Origin of the sequence: Paraburkholderia sp. MM6662-R1 (assembly GCF_050436245.1) — a bacterium.
Taxonomy (GTDB): Bacteria; Pseudomonadota; Gammaproteobacteria; order Burkholderiales; family Burkholderiaceae; genus Paraburkholderia; species Paraburkholderia tuberum.
Window position 1 is genome coordinate 2,487,603 of record NZ_JBNDLV010000001.1, and the last position, 22,928, is coordinate 2,510,530.

Annotated in this window: 19 protein-coding genes and 2 pseudogenes; 9 read left to right on the top strand and 12 right to left on the bottom strand. The window is 61.0% G+C overall.

Features of this window, described 5'->3' with window-relative positions:
* Positions 1–208: 208 nt before the first annotated feature.
* Positions 209–484, bottom strand: a complete 276-nt coding sequence (locus tag OKW39_RS11720; RefSeq protein ID WP_429562730.1) for a hypothetical protein — start codon at positions 482–484, stop codon at positions 209–211.
* 551 nt (positions 485–1,035) lie between these two features.
* Here OKW39_RS11720 and OKW39_RS11725 point away from each other — a divergent pair.
* The 4 genes from OKW39_RS11725 to OKW39_RS11740 all read left to right on the top strand — a co-directional run bounded on the left by OKW39_RS11725 (position 1,036) and on the right by OKW39_RS11740 (position 4,376).
* On the top strand, positions 1,036–1,842 hold the full coding sequence (locus OKW39_RS11725; protein WP_429562731.1) for a Mov34/MPN/PAD-1 family protein: 807 nt from the start codon (positions 1,036–1,038) through the stop codon (positions 1,840–1,842).
* Between the two features lie 240 nt (positions 1,843–2,082).
* Positions 2,083–2,523 carry a hypothetical protein gene (locus OKW39_RS11730; RefSeq protein WP_429562732.1) on the top strand — a complete coding sequence of 147 codons (441 nt, stop codon included), beginning with the start codon at positions 2,083–2,085 and terminating at the stop codon, positions 2,521–2,523.
* Between the two features lie 13 nt (positions 2,524–2,536).
* The gene (locus tag OKW39_RS11735) at positions 2,537–3,442 is read left to right on the top strand and encodes a HesA/MoeB/ThiF family protein (RefSeq protein WP_429562733.1); all 906 of its coding nucleotides are present in this window, start codon (positions 2,537–2,539) and stop codon (positions 3,440–3,442) included.
* Between the two features lie 31 nt (positions 3,443–3,473).
* The gene (locus OKW39_RS11740; protein WP_429562734.1) at positions 3,474–4,376 is read left to right on the top strand and encodes a hypothetical protein; all 903 of its coding nucleotides are present in this window, start codon (positions 3,474–3,476) and stop codon (positions 4,374–4,376) included.
* 185 nt (positions 4,377–4,561) lie between these two features.
* On the opposite strand, the pseudogene OKW39_RS11745 reads toward OKW39_RS11740, so the two are convergent.
* The 4 genes and pseudogenes from OKW39_RS11745 to OKW39_RS11760 form a co-directional block, all read right to left on the bottom strand.
* A pseudogene (locus OKW39_RS11745) lies at positions 4,562–4,677 on the bottom strand (IS5/IS1182 family transposase); the annotation flags it as partial.
* Between the two features lie 318 nt (positions 4,678–4,995).
* Positions 4,996–7,074, bottom strand: a complete 2,079-nt coding sequence (locus OKW39_RS11750; protein ID WP_429562735.1) for a tetratricopeptide repeat protein — start codon at positions 7,072–7,074, stop codon at positions 4,996–4,998.
* Complete coding sequence (locus tag OKW39_RS11755) at positions 7,067–7,489, bottom strand: hypothetical protein (RefSeq protein ID WP_429562736.1); 423 nt, start codon at positions 7,487–7,489, stop codon at positions 7,067–7,069. Before OKW39_RS11755 ends, OKW39_RS11750 begins: the two co-directional genes overlap by 8 nt.
* 734 nt (positions 7,490–8,223) lie before the next feature.
* Positions 8,224–9,465, bottom strand: a complete 1,242-nt coding sequence (locus OKW39_RS11760; RefSeq protein WP_429562737.1) for a tyrosine-type recombinase/integrase — start codon at positions 9,463–9,465, stop codon at positions 8,224–8,226.
* Between the two features lie 1,001 nt (positions 9,466–10,466).
* On the opposite strand from OKW39_RS11760, the gene OKW39_RS11765 reads away from it, so the two are divergent.
* The 3 genes from OKW39_RS11765 (at position 10,467) to traT (ending at position 12,457) form a co-directional block, all read left to right on the top strand.
* A complete protein-coding gene (locus tag OKW39_RS11765; protein WP_429334954.1) occupies positions 10,467–11,441 on the top strand; it encodes an IS5 family transposase in 975 nt (324 codons plus the stop codon).
* Positions 11,442–11,906: 465 nt separating this feature from the next.
* Positions 11,907–12,260, top strand: coding sequence for a phosphoglycerate mutase family protein (locus OKW39_RS11770; protein WP_090805507.1), 354 nt, complete (start codon positions 11,907–11,909; stop codon positions 12,258–12,260).
* Positions 12,179–12,457 (top strand): complement resistance protein TraT, encoded by a 279-nt coding sequence (gene traT, locus OKW39_RS11775; protein ID WP_090802262.1) that lies wholly within the window; start codon positions 12,179–12,181, stop codon positions 12,455–12,457. Before OKW39_RS11770 ends, traT begins: the two co-directional genes overlap by 82 nt.
* Positions 12,458–12,575: 118 nt before the next feature.
* Here traT and OKW39_RS11780 read toward each other — a convergent pair whose 3' ends face one another.
* Positions 12,576–14,033 carry a sensor domain-containing diguanylate cyclase gene (locus tag OKW39_RS11780; RefSeq protein WP_429335560.1) on the bottom strand — a complete coding sequence of 486 codons (1,458 nt, stop codon included), beginning with the start codon at positions 14,031–14,033 and terminating at the stop codon, positions 12,576–12,578.
* A 494-nt stretch (positions 14,034–14,527) separates the two neighbouring features.
* Here OKW39_RS11780 and OKW39_RS11785 point away from each other — a divergent pair, with 494 nt between their 5' ends.
* On the top strand, positions 14,528–15,115 hold the full coding sequence (locus tag OKW39_RS11785; RefSeq protein ID WP_090802265.1) for a LysE family translocator: 588 nt from the start codon (positions 14,528–14,530) through the stop codon (positions 15,113–15,115).
* 40 nt (positions 15,116–15,155) lie between these two features.
* On the opposite strand, the pseudogene OKW39_RS11790 reads toward OKW39_RS11785, so the two are convergent.
* The 6 genes and pseudogenes from OKW39_RS11790 to cadR form a co-directional block, all read right to left on the bottom strand.
* A pseudogene (locus tag OKW39_RS11790) lies at positions 15,156–15,844 on the bottom strand (AraC family transcriptional regulator).
* A 141-nt stretch (positions 15,845–15,985) separates the two neighbouring features.
* On the bottom strand, positions 15,986–16,780 hold the full coding sequence (locus OKW39_RS11795) for an ABC transporter substrate-binding protein (protein WP_090802267.1): 795 nt from the start codon (positions 16,778–16,780) through the stop codon (positions 15,986–15,988).
* Positions 16,781–16,844: 64 nt separating this feature from the next.
* A complete protein-coding gene (locus OKW39_RS11800; RefSeq protein WP_429562738.1) occupies positions 16,845–17,999 on the bottom strand; it encodes a pyridoxal phosphate-dependent aminotransferase in 1,155 nt (384 codons plus the stop codon).
* A 341-nt stretch (positions 18,000–18,340) separates the two neighbouring features.
* The gene (gene dbpA / locus OKW39_RS11805; RefSeq protein WP_090802270.1) at positions 18,341–19,744 is read right to left on the bottom strand and encodes an ATP-dependent RNA helicase DbpA; all 1,404 of its coding nucleotides are present in this window, start codon (positions 19,742–19,744) and stop codon (positions 18,341–18,343) included.
* Between the two features lie 23 nt (positions 19,745–19,767).
* On the bottom strand, positions 19,768–19,968 hold the full coding sequence (locus tag OKW39_RS11810) for a hypothetical protein (protein ID WP_090802271.1): 201 nt from the start codon (positions 19,966–19,968) through the stop codon (positions 19,768–19,770).
* A 122-nt stretch (positions 19,969–20,090) separates the two neighbouring features.
* A complete protein-coding gene (gene cadR, locus OKW39_RS11815; protein ID WP_090802273.1) occupies positions 20,091–20,522 on the bottom strand; it encodes a Cd(II)/Pb(II)-responsive transcriptional regulator in 432 nt (143 codons plus the stop codon).
* Between the two features lie 81 nt (positions 20,523–20,603).
* Here cadR and OKW39_RS11820 point away from each other — a divergent pair, with 81 nt between their 5' ends.
* Entirely contained in the window at positions 20,604–22,922 is a 2,319-nt protein-coding gene (locus OKW39_RS11820) for a heavy metal translocating P-type ATPase (protein ID WP_429562739.1), read from the top strand.
* The last annotated feature ends 6 nt before the right edge of the window (positions 22,923–22,928 follow it).

Sequence of the window (22,928 nt, forward strand, 5' to 3'; positions counted from 1 at the left end):
TTCGTGCCGCAAGAAGTTGCCGGAAGCACGCAACATCTTTCCGGCAAAAAGTTGCGCAAAACACGCAACTTCTTTCCGACGTCCAGCTTGCAGACGATGAGGTGACCCGTGCCTTGACACGCGCCCGTGACTCCGGAACCTGCCCAAACCAAAAAGCGAAGAAGCCCACCGAAGTGGGCTTGCTGTGGTTCTGCTGGGCCACGCCGGTTTAGGTGTTCGGTTGTTCCCAGGAGATGTGGAGAACGGGACGTTCACCATCCTGTTCCGTGACCGTGACCGCGTAGTCCTCCTCGGTCAAACGCTCCACCGCAGCATCGACGTACTCGCGGCTGTTCTTGGGGACCCTGTATGTGGTCTTGTTGGCGCCGGCGTTCGCCTGATCCTGAATATCCATCTTGATGGAATCGAACAGGTCGCGGAACTCGGTATTCTTGAGCCCTTGCTCGGCACGTGCTCTGGAATCGTCTGCGTCTTCGTCAAACATTTGCGGTCTCCCGGGTGGGTCGAACAATCGGCGTGAACGTGTCTCGCCCGCGTCGATATTGGGGTGGAGCATCGCGTTGCAAGGGCAAAACGCAAAAACTTGCGCGACCGCCGCAAGGTGTTGCCGCCGGCTGCGGTCAGACGGCGCGAACGCGGAAGGGTGAGCGCAAAGCGGCATGAAGCGCGCCCGGCACACGGCCGGGCTCACCATCACGTCGATGAGCCAGACGCGCGCTGTTTGCTGCGCAGGTGGGCGAACGCTTTCAGTTCCGCCTCGTATTCCGCGTCGAGGCGTTCGTCCTCGATCGGTTGTTGCTCGCGGTACACACATCGGCCCTGTTGAAGGTGGTAGATCAGACGATTTCCGACCGCGACGAAATGTTTGAACTCGAGTGCGGCAGCACTTATTATCCATTTACATTCCCCTGCGTTCGGCGGTTTTGGGTCATCCAAGTTGTCTGGAGCGAGAAGGTCATTGCGCCCTAAGCTCCAATGGAACCGCTGAATTTCTCGACTTGCGAGTATCTAGGGACGCGTCTAGTTGAGGTGTGCATGATTGCCACTGACCTCGTATATCGAGATATTCGGGAACATCTGGCGCAGCATCGCCCGGAAAGAGGTGGTGCACTATACGGCCCCAAAGACTACCCGATAGTGACCCATTTTGAGTATGACTTCGATGCGCAAACATCAGCAGTCAGTTATGCGCCCTCGCAGCGACTGATTGCCAACGTTCCGCGCGTCGAGCGGGAGAGCGGCCTGCGATTCAAGGGAATTGTCCACTCTCATCCGCGCGGCGTCATCCGCCCATCGACGGGCGATGAACGTACGGTGCAGACTTTCTTTTCCGAGAATCCGCACATTTCGGCGATTGCGTTGCCAATAGTTCAGGAGACTACACAGTGTGACGACGATGCTGAAAAGCCTTTCATGCACTGGTACAGGGCGGAGAGACGAAGCAATCGTTCGGCGTCGAACATGGGGTATACCGCTGACCGCTTGCCTGCAGTCGCTATAGTCGATGAACCGCTCCACGTCGTTCCTCTTTGGTCCCACGTTCGTCGCCTTATAGACCGGTTCAAGGCACATCAGGTCAATCTCGTGTGCGCAAAGAAGGTCCAACACCTCGAGATGTCCGGATCACTGCTTGTGGGCCTGCTGTGCACGAGTTCTGGTGAGCATGAATTCATGTACTTCATCGGTATGGGCTACCCTGCCGTTGGGCCAGTCGTTCTGTATCAGGAAGAAGGCATCACGCGCAGTTTGGTGGTCAGCTGGGATGGAATGGGTGAAGTCGATACGTACGTCGACCGGATTGCAACGCGGCTTTGTGAAAAGTGGGTGACCACTACAAACTGAAGCGTTTTCGTCGTCGCGATTTAATTGTAAAGGAGCCTGGAATGGGCACTCTTGATCTGAACGCTCTGCGCACGAAAGTTCTGGCCAATCAACTTCAGCAAGGCTCGCTTCCAACGGACCCTAACTCACTGGTCGTTGTGGACCGGGATGGGACTATCGTACTGGGACCCGATACAAAGCACGGTCAGCCACAGACGGTAGTTCCTCGAGACGTTTTCGCTTGACACGCAGGGGCTTACCATGACAACCCGGTACGAGCAGGACCGCGCGGACGTGTCCAGATTTCTTCCACTGGACACAGTTCACAGTCGAATTGGCGGCCAGGATATCTGGACGTTCACTAAGAATTCTCAACTCAATGTGCCGTTCACAATCTCCATCTATTTCGCTCCGGACGAGCAGATTCCGGGATATTGTGCCCAGCTTATCGAGCCAACTGTTGAAAGCGCATGGAAGAATGTGCACGTTGGACATCTGTTTGCCGACGGCGTCATTTGTCTCGGCGGCGCCTCAATGCGCACGATGAGAACGCTGAGGGACGCGTTTGCAAAGAGTTGCCTGTGGGCAGAGGGTATGGCTGTCATGATTGAATCGAGAAGGATTGGCGAGCCGCGCGCGTTCCCCTTCTCGATCAATAACAGCCAAAGCGAGGCACATTTCGGCGATTCTACGTTTGGATAGGTGGAGGAGCGTGATGCTCAAAATGTCACCGGAGAATCGGGACCCAAGCTGGTTCGACAGGTTGTCAGGGATCGTTCCATCTATCATCTCTGACAAACGTGTTGCTATTGTCGGTTGCGGCTCGGTGGGATCATTCATCGCAGACGAGTTGGCCCGGGCAGGCGTGGGAAAATTCCTGTTAATCGACGGTGACGTCGTTGAATGGAGAAATCTGACTAGAACTGTCTACCGGCATGCCGACGTCGGGATGTCGAAGGTTGCTGCCCTCGGTCGTCATTTGGCGGCGATCTTCCCAGACATTGAGGTCGATGCATACGCAGAAGAAGTCAACGCTCTGCGTCCGGCTCTCAAGGACCTTTTATCAAACGTCGATCTGGTTGTGTCGGCTCTCGATGACCCGAGCGCAACGGGAATCATCGACCGATATTGCTATGCGCTCTCGAAGCCCGCGTTGTTCGTGGGCATATATCAAAAGGCCCACGGCGGAGAAGTGATCGCTGTCGTACCGGGTGTAACCCCGTGTCTAGGATGCGCAACCGGTGGCGTCCGTGAATCACTCAACGATGTAACTGAAAGCAGGAAGATTCTTCGGCAACAAGACTACGCAACAAACAAGCTTGAGCCCCAGGTGGCGCTTGGCTCTGATATCCATTTTGTGTGCAATAGCGCCGTTAAAGTTGCACTTTCGATGTTGTGTGCCAAAGACCAAGAATTTGCCATTCATCGATTCATCAACGACAAGCTCAGAGATGGCGTGCATTATCTGATGTTGTCGACAGAGCCGGATTTCTACATTTTTCCACACACGCATGCCAATGCTATAGGGCAGTACGCATTTCAATCAGTCTGGCTGAAAACCACGGGGCGCCCAGATTGTCCGCGTTGCGGTGACTCAGATTTCCGCGAACCACCGTTCTGAAGGCTGCCCGAGCAACTAACGGTGAAGTCAAATGGCCATCGACCCTAGAATCATCCGACCGGTTGTGAAGGCGGACGTGGCCGCGCAGGCCGCGCGCAGTTCTGCGGTACGAGATAGCAGCCGGAACGCGGCATCGATGTTCGCTACCGCGCTCCGGGGGATCAAGGTAACTCTTGCCGTCGTTGCCCTTGTGTTTATCGCGGGCTTAATCCTAGCGTACAAATCCAGACCAACGACTTCCGTTCCATCTGCTGACCACTCTGACAAGCCGACATCGACCCAATCGGCAAGCGACGTCCCGGCAAGGCCCTCCCCGGATCAGGTTGCGCAAAGTGCAAATGAGAGCATCTCCCAGGTGTTGGCGATCGCTCGAAACGGTGATAGCAGCGAAATCCTGCAGGCTGCGAGGCAAGCAGGTCGCACCTTCGATTTTTCCCCCTATCATCCACAACTCAAGTGGAAGCTCGCCAGGAAACTGGACAAGAAGGCACTGTCCGCGTTCTACGAAGGTAGCGACCCGAAGTCGGCTTATGGCATTCAGTTGAAGGCGTTTGACGCCGATCCTCTGGATACTGAGATCGCAGGAAACCTGGCCATCTATGCTTTTAGGACGGGGCGCACTGCGGAAGCCAGGATGTATGTTCTGTATGCCTTGTCGCTGCCTCGGCCATTGAGGCGGAGCGGCCGAACAGCTGATTGGGCTACATTGGCAGCGATAGACGCAGCAGCGGGTGACGCGGCGGATGCCCGCGCGGCTTTGTATGTCACCTTGGCAATTGCGCCTGATGTAAAGGTGCGCTGCAAGTCGGCCAAAGACTCAGTAAACAACATCTATGGACCCGTATTGCGCGACGCAACGGAAGCGATGTTCGAGCGAATCCGCGATCAGTCGCTGTCCGAGGACGAAGAATGCGCTACGCCTATCCAATGGTGAACCTGCTGAAATACACCCAGGCAGCAGCAGCCATCCTCTGACTGCGCGGCTACCGCCGCGATTTCTTTCGCATTGTGCAATTGCAACGCGAGTTCAACGTTCATCGGTGGCTGATGCGATAGCCCGTAGTGCGGGCTATGCGATTTCGCAGCAAAAGCGCAAGCTGATTGAACAGGGCTTTGGCTGGGCGAAGCTTGTCCTAGTGAGCGCATGCGCACCAGGTTGTAACGGCCATGTGCAAAACAAACATCTGGTCGACTTTCTCCAACCCGCGCACCATCCCCTGACGCATGCGACCGACCGCGACTCCTGTTCGTTACTTTGAACACTAGGCACTGAACGTTGGTCGTGATTGTGTCGTTCGTCGGTAAGGCGACCTGCGCTCGAACTCTCGCGGCACGCGATTAGCGCGACCGCCGCGTACTCGCACACCCTTGGAGAAATTCGTTCAATAATTTGCGAGGAGTTCGTTTGAGATTTAGTTATGTACAGTCGCGTTGTCCGCGTTGAAGTCTGTCCGCCGAATGCCGAAAAGCCGCAGCCTTGAGCAAACCTCTCCCACCAGTGCATTTGAACATCCATATCACGCTTGGAACTCCCAGCGCCGCTCGCCTTAGGGTCATTCCGTCATGCGCCGGCGTTCATCGATCATTTGCACAATCGCGCTGAGCAATTCGTCAAATTCGGCGTCGAACCCGACGACGCCGGCGTTGTGATATTCGCTACGGGCCAATTGGATCGCTTCCACTGCTTCCTCAAGATGGGCCGTGCCGTTTTCCCGCTCGCCCAGCCTTTTGAGCGCAAGCGCGAGGATGATCTGGGTGTCCGCCCACAGCCGCGGGGCGCGCTCGCGCGTGCATTCGGTCAGCGCGGCGCGGTATGCCACCACCGCTTCCTGCAGTTGGGCTGCCCCGTTTTCCGGCTCGCCCAGGCGGGCGAGTACGTCGCCGAGGTTGCGCTGCGTCATCGCCCAATCCAGCGGATCGCGCTCGTGCGGGTATTCGGTCAGCGCCGCGCGGTATGCCACCACCGCTTCTTCGAGTCGGGCTGCGTCGTTTTTCTGCTCGCCCAGCTGCGCGAGTACGTTGGCGAGGTCGCGCTGGGTCATCGCCCAGTCCAGCGGGCCGCGCTCGTGCGTGCGTTCTGTCAGTGCCGCGCGGTACGCGTCCACCGCTTCTTCGAGCCGGGCCGTGCTCTTTTCCCGCTCGCCCAGGAGCGCGAGGGCGGTGCCGAGGTTGTGCTGGGTCACGGCCCAAATCAGCGGAACGCGCTCGCGCGTGTATCCGGTGAGCGCCGCGCGGTACGCCGCCGCCGATTCTTCCAGCCGCGCCGTGCCGCTTTCCCGCTGGCCCAGCCTCAGGAGGGCGTTCCCGAGGTTGTTCTGGGTCCCGGCCCACATTAGCGGCCCGAGCTCTCGGGTGACTATGGTCAGCGCCGCGCGGTGCGCTGCTACCGCTTCTTCCAGCCGGGCCGTGCCATTCTCCCGCTCGCCCAGCTTCGTGAGGGCGTTGCCGAGATTGTTCTGCGTCATCGCCCACGCCAGCGGCTCACGTTCGTGCGTGCGTTCGGTCAGCGCGGCGCCGAATGACGCCACCGCTTCTTCGAGCCGGACAGTGCCATTCTCCCGCTCGCCCAGCTTCGTGAGGGCGTTGCCGAGATTGTTCTGGATCCCGGCCCACTCCAGCGGCCCGCGTTCGCGGGTGACTTCGGTCAGCGCCGCACGGTATGCCGCAACCGCCTCTTCGAGCCGCGCCGTGCCACTCTCGCGCGCTCCGAGGGTCGCGAGCGCAGTACCGAGGTTAGTCTGCGTCCGCGCCCACTCCAGTGGAACACGCGCGCGCGGACAGAGATGCAGCACTTGACGATACTCTCTGATCGCCTGCAAAAGCGCGGCGTTATCGCCTTTCTCATCCCCATGGCGATACAGTGCGTTGGCGTATCGACCTAGATAGTTCGCTCGCAACACGTCCTCTTCAGCGGGAAGCTGGTCTGCGGCAGCCTTGACGTGCAGCGCGGCCTGCAGGTAGTCCAAACGCGTCAGACTCAGTTCGCCGCGTTCGAGCCGGGTACTCGCCGCATTGATGCGTCGCCGGTTGGCGGCAGCCTGGGCCTCCTGAGCGAGCGCTTCAGCGCGCTGGATCGCCTGCAGATCCAGTGCTTCCGCTTCTCCGAGCAGTCGGTCAGCCCGGTCGTAGGCTGCGTCGGAGTCGGCCCGCTCGATCACGCCGCGGGCTTCGTCGATGAGGGCGCTAATTGCCGGGTCCTCAGGATCGAGACTGTCGAGCCGGTAAATCAAATCCCGGTGACGCTGGGCGATCTCCGCGAGGGTGTGCGCCAATTTTTCGGGTGGCACCTCATTGACGTTGAGGATACCGAAGAACCCGACAAGGGCCTCCGTGCTGACTTGCAGTTGTTCGCCAAGGTCCTTGAGCGCCTTCTCGCGCTCGGCATCCCTCCTCTGCTCGACTACCATCAAACCAAGCTGCCGCAGGCACTCCGGTGTCCAGCCGATGGTGACGCTCGCCGTCCCACCGGGGGCGGCCTGCGCAATGCCGGAGCCAATTGCCTTTTGAACGGGGTCATCGCTGCCCCCTCGCATGCGTTGGATCAGTTCCCGGATTCGCTCCTTGAAGCGGATCAGCGCCTTGGGCGCAATGCGGCGCCGCTTGACCTGTATTTCGGGTTCGGGCTCAGCCATCCTTCTTACTTTCTTCGTTACCACCCCGCCACCCCGTCACGTTGACGGTGGCAGTGCCGCCTTCACTGGCCTGCGCGATGTTGCTTCCCTGGGCGACTTGAATGTGATGGACGCCGCCTGGCTGGCTCTTGATCTGTTGGAGGAGTGCGGTCGCAACGCCGATGAGGTCTGCGTCCGCAGGCACGCCAGCCTCGGACAGCTCCTCCACCATCACCTGTTGACGGCCCGCGGAATCAGGTTTGCTCTCCAGCTTTTCGACTGCCACCAAGACGTCGCTGTCGGTCCCGAATTTCTTCTTCAGCAATGCCTTGAGGCCGTCATAACCGTCTGCAATGGCTTTCTTTGCCACCTCGGGGATTGCATTGCTGGCCCCAGCGGAAAGGGCTGCAATGATGGCGGTCGTAACGGGGTCCATTGCGTGCTCCTTATGGACTGGATAAGTCCGAAATCCGCATGGCGGGAACGTGTACCGATAACGCAGGCAGATGGTTACCAATATAGTACGAGCGAGCATCGACTCTTCTTAAATCAAGGGGACGTTGATAGCAGGCCGCAGGCATCTTGCAGCTTTTGACATAGCACTGGTCGGCGCCGAAGGCCGAAGCGGGCGCTTTGGAGCGAGGTGGGGACAGCGAGGTGGGGACATTCGCAGAAACCGGCGGAAGGGCCGGAACGGGTCGAGGGTGTGTGAAAACGCAAAAGTACTTGGTTTTTGGGTGTCGCTTTACCCTTCCCGAGTTGCTACCAGGCCAATACAGAGCGATCTGGAGGGTCAATTTTTTCGAGCATCGCATTCCGCATGCGTTTTCACACAACCTCGGTCGACTTCGGCCTGTCACCAACACTGCGAAATAAGAGTGATCGCGATCGTCGGACAACACCATCACTTGTAGACAGTGGCACTTGACTCGACAGACAGTGTCAGTTCATTTCGTCGTTCCCGACTTGATACCTGCCTTTTCGGGGTGAGGAAAAGGTCAAGCCCAAAGCCGCGAAGCGGTGCGCCACAGGCGCAGGCTTGAGCTTCGACTCGCCCCGGAGAACCATTCCCTTGGTCGGGAGCGGACGATATCTCCGCTGACATTGTCTGACCGGTCGTGTACCGGCTAATACACATCACTCCGTCGATTTGACCGATCATGCCGACTTTCATTCAGCATTCGAGGACTCGCCGCCCGTTCGACTCTGGTTTGTCAAACTCGCCGCCTGAAGCATCGCACTCGCCGCCGTCTCCATTGAATCCCTCACCGGCGTCATCCACAGTCGCGCATAAATCGCCGTTGTCTGTGTCGACTTGTGATTCAACGACCGGCCGATGACTGAGAGATTTGCGCCGGTCCCGGCCTGCCACGACCCCATCGTCCGTCGCAAATCGTGCAGCCGGAGATCGGCAATGCCCGCCTTGTCGAGAATGATCTGCCACGCCTTCTTCGGCTCGACAAGATGCCCGGACTCGCCCGAGCCGGGAAACACGAACTGAGAGTCCGCGCACGCCGCCGACTTCTTACGCGCGTGAAGGATTTCCACTGCGTCGGGCACCAGCGGCACGCTTTGCGGCGTCCCATTCTTTGTTTCGGGAATGCGCCATTCGCCCCGCTCCAGATTCACCTCGTCCCAGCTCATCGCCAATACGTTGCTGCGGCGTGCGCCGGTCAGCAGGCTGACCAATATATAGTCGCGCACCGTCGCGTTCGGATAAGCCAGCACCTGCACAAAAAATTTCGGTAATTCGTCCGGTTGCAGGAAGCGGTCACGACTGTTCTCGCTGTGCTTGCGGATGCCCTTGCATGGGTTGATGTGATTCCAGATGCCCCATTCGATCGCCTTGCCGAAAATGCTGCTGACGAGGGCGAGAACGCGGTTGGCTGTGACCTTGTGTTCCTTGCTGATCTTCATAAACAGTTGGGCGATGTCCGCCTTCGTGATCACTGACAACTGGCGCGACGCGAGGTTGATGCCGTCTTTGTTGCTCGACAGGTATTTGTCGAACTTCTGCTTGTCCTCGTCCGATGTCTTCTTGTGCGGAACGCTGTGATTCTTATAGTACTGGTCGAACAGGTCGCCGAACGTCATCTCGGCGCGGCGAACGCGCTTCAACTCGGCCGGGTTCGTACCGTTCGCGATGTCCGCGTTCAGATTCATCGCCTGCGCCCTAGCTTTGTCCACCGTCAGATCGGGATACCGCCCGATCTTGATACGCTCGGGTTTCCGTTCGACCTTCCGGTACAGCACAAAAGTTTTGACGCCGCTCGCGCCTACCCCGATCGCCAAGCCCGACACTTTGGTGTCGTAGTAGTACTTCCAGCCCTTCTCGGGCACCGGCAACGCTTCGATCGACGCCTTGGTGAAGTTTAGGGCGCTCTTGCCGGCCCGGTCGTTATTCTCGTTCACTGTTGCTACCCCTTTGCTACCATGCACATGGCTTTCGGTAGATTTATAAAACTTCCATGAACGATAATTCTACTACAAATCAGATACTTATAATCCTCATCGAGACCCATTGATGGCTATAGAATATAAGACCTCGAGACTCTTAATCCGTAGGTCGAGTGTTCGAGTCACTCACGCCCCACCACCGAATTCTGTAGTTGAAAATCAAGCACTTGCGAGCGATCGCGGTGCTTTTTTTTCGTCTGTAGCCCGTGCGGGCTAGCATCGAAAACTGGCCTTTGCCGGAAAACTGCCGGAACGGAAGAATCCAGACCAAGCGATCTCAATCTTTCGCATGGAGTCTGGAAATGGCCCATATCAGTCAACGTGGTGCTTACTGGCGCGCTAAAGTCCGCCGGCGGGGTTACAAGCCCGTCTATCGATCGTTCGACACCAAACACAGCAAGCGCAGCAATGGGCTCGCAGGATGGAGTCGGAGATGGATAGCGGGGCATATGTCGATCGCACGGAAGCCGAGCGGACCACGCTCCTCGAGGCGCTGGAGCGGTATCGTCCCAGAAAAGCACCACCCCTATCAGGAAAACCGGCGCATCCAACGCTGGATCAGCAACCCTCTGTCGCATCGAACTCCAGCCAACTTGCGCGGCGCGGATTTCGCAAAGTATCGAGACGAACGCCGGGCGGCCGGGCGCACAGAGAACACCATCCGACTCGAACTCCAGGTCATCAGCCACCTCTTCGAGATCGCCCGCAAGGAATGGGGCATGGAAGCGCTGATGAACCCCCTGAAGAACATTCGCAAGCCGTCCGGCAGCGAGGCAAGAGATCGACGCCTCCGCCCTGGCGAATTTGAACTGCTGCACGCACTCCTATCGACCAGTGGCAATCCGCACGCAGCGCTCGCCTTCGAACTCGCGATTGAAACCAGCCTGCGACAAGGCGCGCTCTGTAGCGTGCAATGGGAATGGCTCGATCTCGGGAAACGACAAACGCAAAACACGATGAAGCAACAAACGCTCGCGCTGGCCGCAGATCAAGGTGCAGGATTCGAGACCCGACGCAAACGCACGCGTCGCGACGAGTTTCTCGACACGATGAATTCGATCATGCCGTGGGCGGAACTGGGCGCGGTGGTCGAGCCGTTTTACCCGAAACGGGGCAACGGCCGCCCGCCCATTGGCCTGGAGCGCATGCTGCGGATTCACTTTATCCAGCACTGGTTCAATCTGGCCGACTTCGCCTGCGAAGAGGCGCTTTACGACAGCACCAGCCTGCGTCGCTTCGTGGGAATTGATCTGGGCTGCGAAGCCGTGCCCGACGCAACAACGTTGCTCAAATTCCGGCGACTGCTTGAGACGAACAAACTGGGTGAACGACTCTTTGCCGAGGTGGGGCGCGTGCTGCAAGCCAGCGGGATGAAGCTCAGCAGCGGCACCATCGTGGATGCAACGCTCATCTCTGCGCCGAGCTCGACGAAGAATGAGCAGAAGGCGCGCGATCCGGAGATGCATCAGACGCGCAAAGGCCAGCAGTGGTATTTCGGCGCGAAGCTGCATATCGGCGTCGATAGCCAAAGCGGCCTGGCCCATAGTGCGGTGGTCACTGCCGCCAACGTGCACGACAAGCATCCCCTGCCGCAATTGCTGCACGGGCAGGAGCAACGCGTCTACGGTGATAGCGCCTACGCGAGCCAGAAAGCGCTGATTCGTGGCAAAGCGCCCAAGGCACGCGACTTCACCAATCAGCGCACGCGCCGTGCGGGCGAAGTCGACGAGGTAGCGCGCGGCAAGAATCGCAACAAGTCGAAGATCAGGGCCAGGGTCGAACATGTATTCGCAGTAGTCAAGCGCCTCTGGGGTTTCACCAAAGTGCGCTATCGCGGGCTGGCAAAGAACGCCAACCGTGCTTTTGTAGCGCTGGCCCTCGCCAACGTCTATCTGTCGCGCCGACGATTGATGGCACAGGTGCGCCCGTAGTGGGCGAAAAGCGGGCCAAAGGCCCGTGCAAATGGCCTGAAAGGGCCGAAAACCAGAGGTCAAAGCTCCGCTCACGGTGATCAGACCTCGAATCATTTTGAAATCGAGATTCGCGGCGGCTTGTTCAGCGTTGCCTTAGAACGAATGGCACTTACTTAAGCCAGCATGGAGGAGAGGACGCGGGTAAGTACTTGAAGAGAAACGGAGGAGGCTGATCCAGGGATTGATAGGATGGTTGTTACCAGGCAAACACCCGTCTCATTCCAAGGACCAGGCTATCGCCTCCTGCGCGCGCCCTGCGCGAATGCGGATGCGGTCAGTGAGCGGGGAGACCACGTCTAAATTTGTATTGCGCAATACAATTAGACGCCTATGGACGGACGTCATTTCGTGCGACGTCGCAATTTCTAAGCTCCGAGCGCGGGCGACGCTCTGCGCTGAAGAACTACCGGAGCCCCCCAAGACATGCCCCTACTTCGAGTTCTATGCTTCCGGCATGGTGAGAGTGCCGCGAACGCTGGCCATGCGACCAGCGACCCGGCGTCGATCCCACTGACTGAATTGGGCGAACAGCAGGCCCACGCGATCAGCCAGCGCCTTGCCGAGCCTCCGTCCATCGTGATCTGTTCGCCCTTTCTGCGTGCTCAGCAGACGGCTGCTCCCACATTGGCCCGATTCCCCACCGTGCGAAGTGAGATCTGGCCGGTTCAGGAATTCACCTACCTTGCACCGGCCAGATGCATAGACACGTCGGCGCAGCAGCGTCGGTCCCCGCCATTACCGACGTGCAAATCAAGGAGCGCCAGCACAGTGGCGTAGCGAGCCACGAAAACTCCACGCACAACCTGCACCAAGGCAACAGCGGCGGCACAACCGTGACCTACAGCGAAGATACGAACTATCGTACGTATCAGACCCGCATCTTGAGCGTCGCCAACAAGGTGAATCTCGAGTTCGCTGAAGCAGCGCCGCCGCTGCGCAGTGGGCTGGTGCGCGTTATCGCTGGCTCGTTCTAATCCAGGCATCATCGACAACCGGCGCGAGGGTAGCACGTCGCGGAAATCAGAAAGGGTTGCACGCGAAAGCGTCGCAACCCTTCTTCATTTCCGGCGCAGAAAAATCAGGAGCGACCGGTCACCCAACTCCCATCTGCGCGACCCTATTCCTGCCACCGGCCTTTGCCGTATACAACGCCTCATCGGCAGCCCGAACGACGACGCTGACATCCGTCACCCGATCCGAGCGCGACGTGGTCGCGCCGATGCTGACCGTCACGCGACCGAACTCGCCGCCCTGGTGCGCGATGCCCAACTCGCCGATCGCCACGCGGATGTTCTCGCCGACCACCCCGGCACCGGCGGCGTCGGTATCCGGCAGCACCACGACAAACTCCTCGCCGCCGTATCGACCGACGCAATCGCCCGGCCGCTGGATCACCCTGCGGATGCAGCGCGCGACCGCGGTCAGCGCGACGTCGCCGGCCTGATGACCATACGTATCGTTATAGGCTTTGAAGTGATCGATATCGACGAACAGTAGCGACAACACGCTGCCCGTGCGGCGCGCGCGCAGCCATTCGCGCTCGAGCGTTTCACACAGCGCGCGGCGATTGGGCAGGCCGGTGAGTCCGTCCGTGCCGGCAAGCCGTTCGAGCTCGTGCTCCACCCGCTGCCGCCGCCGCAACTCGGCGCCGAGCCACGCCGCCAACACGATCACGCCGATCCCGAAGATCAGCATCAGCGAACCGATCGTCAGCGCGCGCCCCCACCAGCCCGCATAGATATCGTCGGTCGCCTCGGCGACCAGCACGATCAGCGGCAATTGCGGAATCCGTCTGAACGAGTAAAGCCGCTCGGCGCCATCGAGCGGCGAAGACGCGATTAAGCTGCCCTCGTCTTTCGCGAGCAGGTGCTGGAAGAACGCCGTCTTGCTAATGTCGCTGCCCGTCACGTGTCGATCGTCGGGCCGTCGCACGATGATCGTGCCGTCCGTTCTGACGATCGACACCGAGCCATGCTGCCCGATCCGCAGATCCGCGAACAGGCTCGTGAAATACTCCTGATCGATACCGAGCGCGACGATTCCCGCAAACGATCCGTCAGGCCGGGACAGTCGCCGGCTCAGCGCGATGCTGCGCGAACCGGATCTGAGTCTCGAGTTGTACGGCGCGCTGACATCGAGCCCGAGATCCGGATCTTCACGATGAATCGTGAAGTACGGACGGTCCGAGAGGTTTCCCCCGCGCGGCACGTCGCTATCCGAATCGATCACGACGTTGCCCAGTGCGTCGATCACCACCATCGCGCCGACGTATTGCCCGGTCGCCGCGCGATCGAACAGGATCTCGCGCCGCAAACGCGGCGAATCGAGCACGCCCGGACGCCCGAGGCCATCGGCGACGGCCTGCAGCGACAGCGCGTACAGCTCGAAATTGCGCGCGATGTCGCGCTCGGTGATCGTCGCGACATCGCGCGTCGAATCGAGTGCGCGCGCAATCGCATCCTCGCGGCTCTGATACAGCGCGTAGCCACACAGCGCGAGCATTGCGAGCACCACACCGCATCCCGCGTAGATGACGCCATCGCGTGGCATCCGCCATCTGCGCGCCCGTGCGATCAGGACGCGAAACCGGGCCTTTCTTTTGTGGATCATGTGCTCTGCGTTTCCAACGGCGGGACTCAGTTTGTCGAAGTGCTCACTACGCTTCCGGTTTGTTGAGACAGAGCACCAGCAGATAGCGAATCCATCCGCAAGTGGAATCACGCATTTTCGAGGCTTCGGACTGTTTATCGGGCCGAATAATCGCCCGCTACATAGGGGCATATCATAAGTTTCGATAAATAGAATTTACCTGATAATTCAAAAATCGTTGTTCCTCGGTAACGTTTGCGCGTATTTCTTTTCTAAATTCAGACGCGTGTTTGTTATCGAATCATCGCGTCATCGCCTAATGTTTTTGTGAACCGTTGAAGCCGCAGCGGTTTTACCTTCTTATCGATTGGGCAATTTCCTTCAATACATGCCCTCGCCGCCTCGTTACCGTTGAGCGTCGCAATCCATTCGCACACTCACGTTCGAGGCATCCGATGACCGCATTACTCTCGATGGCCGCGTTCGCGCTCGCCAGTTCCATTTCTCCCGGCCCGGTCAACGTCGTCGCGCTGAGCGCCGGCGCGCAGCACGGGCTCGCCGCGAGTCTGCGGCACGTCACTGGCGCGACGGTCGGTTTCACGTTGCTGCTTCTGTTGATCGGCCTCGGCCTGCACGAATTGCTCGCGCGCTTTCCCAATCTGATCGAGATCGTCAAATGGGCGGGCGTGGGCTTTCTGCTCTATATGGCCTACAAGCTCACCATCGATGACGGCCAGCTCGGCGCGGACAAGCCGGCGCGCGGGCCGTCGTTCGCGCAAGGCGCGGCCATGCAATGGCTCAATCCGAAGGCGTGGCTCGCGTCGCTGGCCGGCATGGGCGCGTATGCGGCAGGCGGCGACGGCGGGCTCGTCTGGCAATTCACGACGCTGTACTTCGTGATCTGCTATCTATCGATCGCGAGCTGGGCGTATGCCGGCACGTTTTTGCGCAGGCATCTGCGTGAAGCGAAGCGGGTCCGGGCGTTCAATCGCGTGATGGCGGCGCTGCTCGCGCTCAGTGCGATGTATCTGCTCGTGGAGTGACGCGAGCCGCGCCTGATTCCTGAGGCGGCTTCATGCCGCGTCACGCTCCGCTGCGATATTGGCCCGGCGTCGCCGCCACCAGCCGCTTGAAGGTGCGCTGCAAATGCGCCTGATCGGCGAAGCCGGCATCGAGCGCGACATCGGCGATCAGTGCCCCGCGCCGCAGTTGCGCGCGACTGTACTGGATGCGTCGGTTGATCAGATACGCGTGGGGCGTCATGCCGTAGCGCAGCTTAAACGCGCGTATCAGGTGCGACGCGGACAGCCCGGCGGCTTCGCACACATCGTCGAGTTTCAGCGCACGCCGTCGAACAGCGCGGCGTCGAGCGTCATGATCTGCGAAAACGCGCGGAACGCATGATTCTCGTTGAAGCCCAGCTCGTGCTGCAGTTTCGTGAACCATGCAACGTCGACGTGCAGCATCCGATACGACCACCGCTCACCGGCAACCGGGTTGCACGCGTGCACATCGTCGGGGTTCATCATCACGACGGCGCCCGCGCCGACCCATTCCCGCGCGTGGCGGTTCAGGTACACGCTGCGGCCTCCCGTCACCGCGCCGATCGAAAACGTTTCGTGCGAATGTTTGGCGTAGCAGACCTTGCGGCCATCGTCGATGGAACGCGCCTCGATGAACGGCAGCGCCGCGCTGCGCCAGAAGCGCGGCGCGTCTGCGCCATTTGCGCGTGCGGTGTTCGCAGCGCTTGCCGCTTCGATCGTCTCGCTCATGCGCACTCTCCGGTTGATCCGCCGACTTCGCCGTTGTCTCCGACTTCGCGAAGCCTACGTATCGTAGCCGTCAAACGCATGGCCAACAAGCGAACGCGCGGCGCCGCTCGCAAACGGCGCCGCCGCCCGAACGCGACGCGATTACTTCGCGCTGACGTCGATATTGCCGAGATATTTCGCGGCGAGCGTCTTCACCGTGCCGTCGGCTTGCACCTTCGCGATCGCGGCGTTCAACTGATCGCGCAGCGCGGTATCACCCTTGCGAATGCCGTATGCGATGCCGCTGCCGAGAATCTTGTCGTCACGCACAGGCTGACCGACGAACGCGTAGCCCTTACCTTCGGGCTTCGACAGAAAGCCCGTTTGTCCGGCCGGTGCGAGCACGAGCGTGCCGTCGAGACGGCCAGCCGTCAGATCGGCATAGACCTGGTTCTGATCCTGATACGGCAGCACGATCACGCCGGCCGGTTCCCAATGCACCTTAGCGAAGGTCTCCTGAATCGAGCCTTGCAGTACGCCGATGCGCTTGCCCTTCAGCGACTCGGGCGTCGGCTGCAAACCGCTGTCGCTGCGCGCGATCAGCTGCGACGGCACGCGATAGACGACGGTCGTGAAATCGATCGCCTGGCGGCGCTGCTCGGTCGCGTTCATCGCTGAATTGATCGCGTCGAACTTGCGGCCTTGCAGCGCCGGAATCAGGCCGTCGAACGAGGTTTCGACCCACTTGCACGTCATGTGCGCGGCAGCGCAGACCGCGTTGCCCACGTCGATATCGAGCCCTTGCAGTTCGCCGTTCGGTCCTTTCGACTCGAACGGCGGGTACTGCGCTTCGACGCCGAAACGCAGCGTCGCGGTATCGGCGGCGCTTGCCGCCGACGATGTTGCGAGCGACGCGCCGGCACAGGCCAGCGCCAACAAGCACTTGAGCAACTTCATGACATCTCCCTTCATTCTTCGAATACTTTGACGACTTCGATACTTTGAGTGTGCTCTCGCCCGCTCAGATTTCACACAAACGCCGCGCGCCTTCGAGCAGCGTTGCGTCGTCCTTCGAGAAACTCAGGCGAATCAGCCCCGAATCCGTGCCGTCGGTGTAGAACGCCGACAACGGAATCGTCGCGACGCGCGCATCGCGGATCAGGCGCAGCACGAAATCGCTGTCGCTTTCATCGGAGAAGCCGCGGAACCGGGCGAGCATAAAGAAACTGCCTTCGCTCGGCAACAGTTCGAAGCGCGATTCGCGCAGCGCATGCGCGAGCAGATCGCGTTTCTTCTGATAGAAGTCGGACAGGCCGAGGTAGCTGTCGCGATTGGCGAGCGCGTCGACGAACGCGTGTTGCATCGGCGTATCGGCGGAGAACACCATGAACTGATGGACCTTGCGGATCTCGTCCATCAGCGCGGCGGGCGCGAGGCAGTAGCCGACGCGCCAGCCGGTCACGTGGTACGACTTGCCGAACGACGACACGATCACGCTGCGCTCGGCGAGTTCCTGATGGCGCGCCATGCTCTGATGCTTCGCGCCGTCGAACACGACGTGTTCGTAGACCTCGTCGGACAGAATCACGATGTCGGTGTTGCGCGTGAGCGCCTTCAGCCGCTCGATATCGGCGTCGCTAAAAATCGTCGCGGTCGGATTGTGCGGTGTGTTGACGATGATCATGCGCGTCTTCGGCGTGATCGCGGCGGCGACTTCATCCCAGTTCACGCGGAAGTGATCGAGCGACAGCTTGATCGCGACCGGCTTCGCGCCCTGCAGGCGCACGATCGGACCGTAGCTGTCGAACGACGGCTCGAAGTAGATCACTTCGTCGCCCGGATGCACGAGCGCGCTGATCGTCGAATAAAGACCTTCGCTCGCGCTCGCGAGCACGGTCACCTCGCTGGCGGGGTCGTAGCGCACGCCGTACAGCGTTTCGACCTTGTCGGCGAGCGCTTCGCGCAGCGCGCCGATGCCGGCCATCGGCGCGTACTGGTTGTGGCCGGCGCGCATCGCCTGCGCGACGCCGTCGACGAGATTCGGGTCCGGCGCGAAATTCGGCGCGCCCTGCGACAGGTTCAACGCATCGTGTTGCGCGGCCAGTTGGCCGATCACGGTAAAAATGGTGGTGCCGACGTCCGGCAGTTTCGAGCGGGCTTGCATGGCGCTCTGCATAAGACTTTCTCCCTATCTACACCCGCCGGCGGCCGCGCGAATGGCGGCGGCGGGGCGTTCCTTCCGGTGGGGTGATTAGGCATCAGCCAAAGAACGCTCACAATCGAAACTTTGTCATGCGCGGCATGCGTTTTCTTCATGGCTCGCGCGAAGCCGCTCGACGCAGGCCTAAGCCGGCGGGTTCATGGTTTACGGGGACGCGGTGTGGATTTCGGGGAATGTGGGTAACTGCGTAGGTATGAAGGAATGTGATGCTGAGCGGCCCGGTCGCGAAAACGGCCGCTAACGCGGCCGTTTTTCGAGTTATTGGACTTTCAATGAAAGCCGGAGCTTCGGGTGAATCAGGCTTCATCCATCAAACGAACCTTGACCTTGCGCCCCTTCAGCTTGCCCGCGCTGAGCCGGCGCACCGCCTCGCGCGCGATGCTGCGCTCCACCGCGACATAGGTCGACATGTCGGTCACGTTGATCTTGCCGATCTGCGAGCCCGCGAAGCCGGCGTCGCCGGTCAGCGCGCCGAGCACGTCGCCGGGACGGATCTTGTCCTTGCGGCCGCCGAGGATCTGCAGCGTTTCCATCGGCGGCAGCAGCGGTTCGTTGTTGCCCGCCTTCAGCTCGGCCAGCTTGTGCCATTCGACGTCGCGCTTGTGCGCCTGCTCGATCCCACCGACGCGCCCCATCTCGTTCATTGTCGCGAGACTCAGCGCCCAGCCTTCCTGATCGGCGCGGCCCGTGCGGCCGATGCGATGCGTGTGCACTTCCGGGTCCGGCGTCACGTCGACGTTGATCACCGCTTCGAGTTGCGCGATGTCGAGGCCGCGCGCGGCGACGTCGGTCGCGACGAGCACCGAGCAGCTGCGGTTCGCGAACTGGATCAGCACCTGATCGCGCTCGCGCTGATCGAGTTCGCCGTGCAGCGCAAGCGCATGGAAGCCCTGCGCGCGCAGCACGTCGAGCAGATCGCGGCACTGCTGCTTCGTGTTGCAGAACGCGATCGTGCTGACCGGACGATAGTGATTCAACAGCAGACCGACCGCGTGCAGACGCTCGTCTTCGGTCACTTCGTAGAAGCGCTGACGGATCTTGCTGTCGTGGTGCCGCTCGGCGAGTTTGACTTCCTTCGGGTTTCGCAGGAATTGCTGGCTCAGCTTCGCGATGCCCTCGGGGTACGTCGCCGAAAACAGCAGCGTTTGGCGCTCTTTCGGGCATTGCCTGGCGACCTTCGCGATGTCGTCGAAGAAACCCATGTCGAGCATGCGGTCGGCTTCGTCGAGCACGAGCGTGTTCAGCGATTGCAGATCGAGGCTGCCGCGTTCGAGGTGATCCATGATGCGGCCGGGCGTGCCGACCACGACGTGCGCGCCATGTTCGAGGCTCGCCGTCTGCGGACGCATCGGTGTGCCGCCGCACAAGGTCAGCACCTTGATGTTTTCTTCCGCGCGCGCGAGACGGCGGATTTCCTGCGTGACCTGATCGGCGAGTTCGCGCGTCGGGCACAGCACCATTGCCTGCGTGCCGAATTTGCGTACATCGAGGCGCGCGAGCAGCGCCAGCGAAAACGCCGCGGTCTTGCCGCTACCGGTTTTCGCCTGCGCGATCAGATCTTGACCGGCGAGCGCGATCGGCAGGCTCGCGGCCTGGATCGGCGTCATCTCGACGTAGCCGAGCTGCGTCAGGTTCGCGAGCGTGGCGGGCGGTAGCGGCAGCTCGCTGAATGCGGCGCCGGCGGGGGTTGGACTGTTCATAGGATCGTCTGTAGGAATCGAGATTACTCGGCCATCGGGCCCTGATCGGGGCGGCCCGGCAACTGCTCGTACAGCACCGCGCCGTTGTCGCCGTCGAAACGCTCGACGTAATTGCGCGCGCCGCACAGCGGGCAGCGGAACAGCAGCCCCTGGCCTTCGTTCTTGATGACGACGTCGGATTGCTCCCACTGCGCGCCGCAGGACTGATTTCTACAGGTGAACACGTTGATTCTCCAACTGGATTCGATGATCGATCGGCAAGGTCGCATATGCGGCCTTGCCGTGTATGGGGTTGCCGCGCCGGCGCTGCGTCGTGACGCGATAGCGCTCGACGGCAAGCATGGCGTCAGCCGAGATGCGTATGCCGCGGACGCGGCACGGCCACATCCATGTCGGTCAGGCCGTGCACGATGCCGCAGTCTTCGACCGGATGCTCGCCGTGGCATTGGTCGCGCAGCGTCGTCAGTTGCGCCTTCAGCTGCTGCAGTTCTTCGATACGCGTGTCGACGTGCGCGATGTGCTCGTCGACCAGCGTATGCATGCCGCCGCAGCCGTTCGCCGGCGCGTCGGTCAGACGCAGCAATGCGCGGATTTCGTCGTGAGTCATGTCGAGCGCGCGGCAATTGCGGATGAAGCGCAGGCGCTCGACATGCTTTGCCGTGTAACTGCGGTAATTGGCTTCGGTGCGCTCCGCCTCGGGCAGCAGGCGCTCTTTCTCGTAGAAACGGATGGTTTCCGTCGTGCAATGGGCGATTTTCGCCAGTTCGCCGATTTTCATGGACCCTTCCTCCACGCGGCCTTGACCTTGTAGTGGCTTCAGGGTGTTTACTAGACCACAAATCGCACGAGGAAGCCACCAATGCCTGACAGCAGCCGTATTGCCACCGATCGTCCGGAACTGGACGAGGCCTGTATGCACGGGGGTTGCGGCGACGTTGATGCGCGGCGCGACCATGATCACGGCCACGCCGATGATCACGCTGCTGTCGCTTGCTGCGCCGCTAGCGCTTTTGCGCCTGCGTCGCTGCGCCTGCCTCCGTCCGAAGCCCTCGACGACGACCTTCGCACCGCAATCCGCATCCTGCAGATGGACTGCCCGACCGAGGAAGCGCTGATCCGCAAGAAACTCGGCCGTATGCCGGTCGTGCGTAGCATGGACTTCAACCTGATGCAGCGCGTGCTGACTGTCGTCCACGCGCCGGAGGCGCTCGAGTCGGTCCTCGCCGCCCTGCGCTCGCTCGACTTCACGCCCGAACTGGCAAGCGACGCCGGAAAGGGTGGGAACGCCGACGCGGTGCCCCAAGCAGCCACTGACGCAATGCGTAAGCCGTGGTGGCCCCTGATCCTCGCCGGCATCGTCGCGGGAGCCTCAGAAGCCGCTAGCTGGCTCGGCGCGCCGGCCTGGGTGGTGGCGGGTATGGCGGTCGTCGCGATTGCCTCCTGTGGCCTCACGACATATCGCAAGGGCTGGGTCGCGCTGCGCAACGGCAACTTGAACATCAATGCGCTGATGAGCATCGCCGTGACCGGCGCGGCGCTGCTCGGCCAGTGGCCCGAAGCCGCAATGGTGATGGTGCTCTTCACGATCGCCGAGCTGATCGAGGTGCGCTCGCTCGACCGCGCGCGCAACGCGATCGAAGGGCTCATGCGGCTCACGCCCGAACAGGCCAGCGTGCAGCAGCCCGATGGAGCGTGGCAGCCCGTCCGCGTCGACGCGATCGTGCCCGGGACGCTCGTGCGCGTGAAGCCGGGCGAGCGGATCGCGCTCGATGGCGAAATCGTCGCGGGCCGCTCGTGCGTCGATCAGGCGCCGATCACCGGCGAGAGCCTGCCCGTCGACAAGGCGATCGGCGACGCCGTATTCGCCGGCACGATCAACCAGGCGGGCTCGTTCGATTATCAAGTGACGGCGGCCGCGGGCAACACGACGCTCGCGCGGATCATCCACGCGGTCGAGGAGGCGCAGGGCACGAAGGCGCCGACGCAGCGCTTCGTCGATGAATTCGCGCGCGTTTATACGCCGATCGTGTTCGCGATTGCGCTCGCCGTCGCTCTGGTCCCACCACTCGTGTTCGGTGGAGCGTGGCACGCGTGGGTGTACAAGGCGCTGGTGCTGCTCGTGATCGCGTGTCCGTGCGCGCTCGTGATTTCGACGCCGGTGACGATCGTCAGCGGGCTCGCGGCCGCGGCGCGCAAGGGGATTCTGATCAAGGGTGGCGTTTATCTCGAACAGGGTCGCAAGCTGACCCGGTTGGCGCTCGATAAGACCGGGACGATTACGCACGGGAAGCCAGTGCAGACGGAGTTTGAGGTGGTTGGTGACGCGCGTGAAACGTTCCGATACCGCACGCTCGCGGCAAGCCTCGGGGGCCGCTCCGACCACCCTGTTTCGATGGCGATCGCTGCTGCCGCCAATGACGACGGCGTCGAACATCTGCACGTCGATGCGTTCCAGGCGATCGCTGGGCGCGGCGTGCGCGGCGATATCGACGGTATCGCGTACTGGCTCGGCAATCATCGCCTGGTCGAAGAGTTGAGCCGCTGCTCGCCGCAACTCGAAGCGCGTCTCGATGCGCTCGAACAGCACGGCAAAACCGTCGTGATGCTCGCCGATGCGCAGCGCGTGCTCGCGCTGTTTGCGGTCGCTGACACGGTGAAGGAAACGAGCCGCGCCGCCGTCGCCGAATTGCGGCGGCTCGGCGTCGGCACCACGATGCTGACCGGCGACAACCGTCATACCGCCGAGGCGATCGCGCAGCAGGTCGGCGTCGATGAAGCGCGCGGCGATCAGTTGCCCGAGGACAAGCTCGACGCGCTCACGCAATGGTCGAGCGATGGCGCGACGGTCGGCATGGTCGGCGACGGCATCAACGATGCGCCCGCGCTCGCACGCGCTGACATCGGCTTCGCGATGGGTGCGATGGGTACCGACACCGCGATCGAAACCGCCGACGTCGCGTTGATGGACGACGATCTGCGGAAGATTCCGGCGTTTATCCGCTTGTCGAAGGCGACGTACGGGGTGCTGGTGCAGAACATCGCGCTCGCGCTTGGCATCAAGAGCGTGTTCCTCGTGCTGACGTTGATGGGCTTCGGCACGATGTGGATGGCGGTGTGCGCAGATGTCGGTGCGAGTTTGCTGGTAGTGGGCAATGGGTTGAGGTTGTTGCGGAAGTGACGGGCG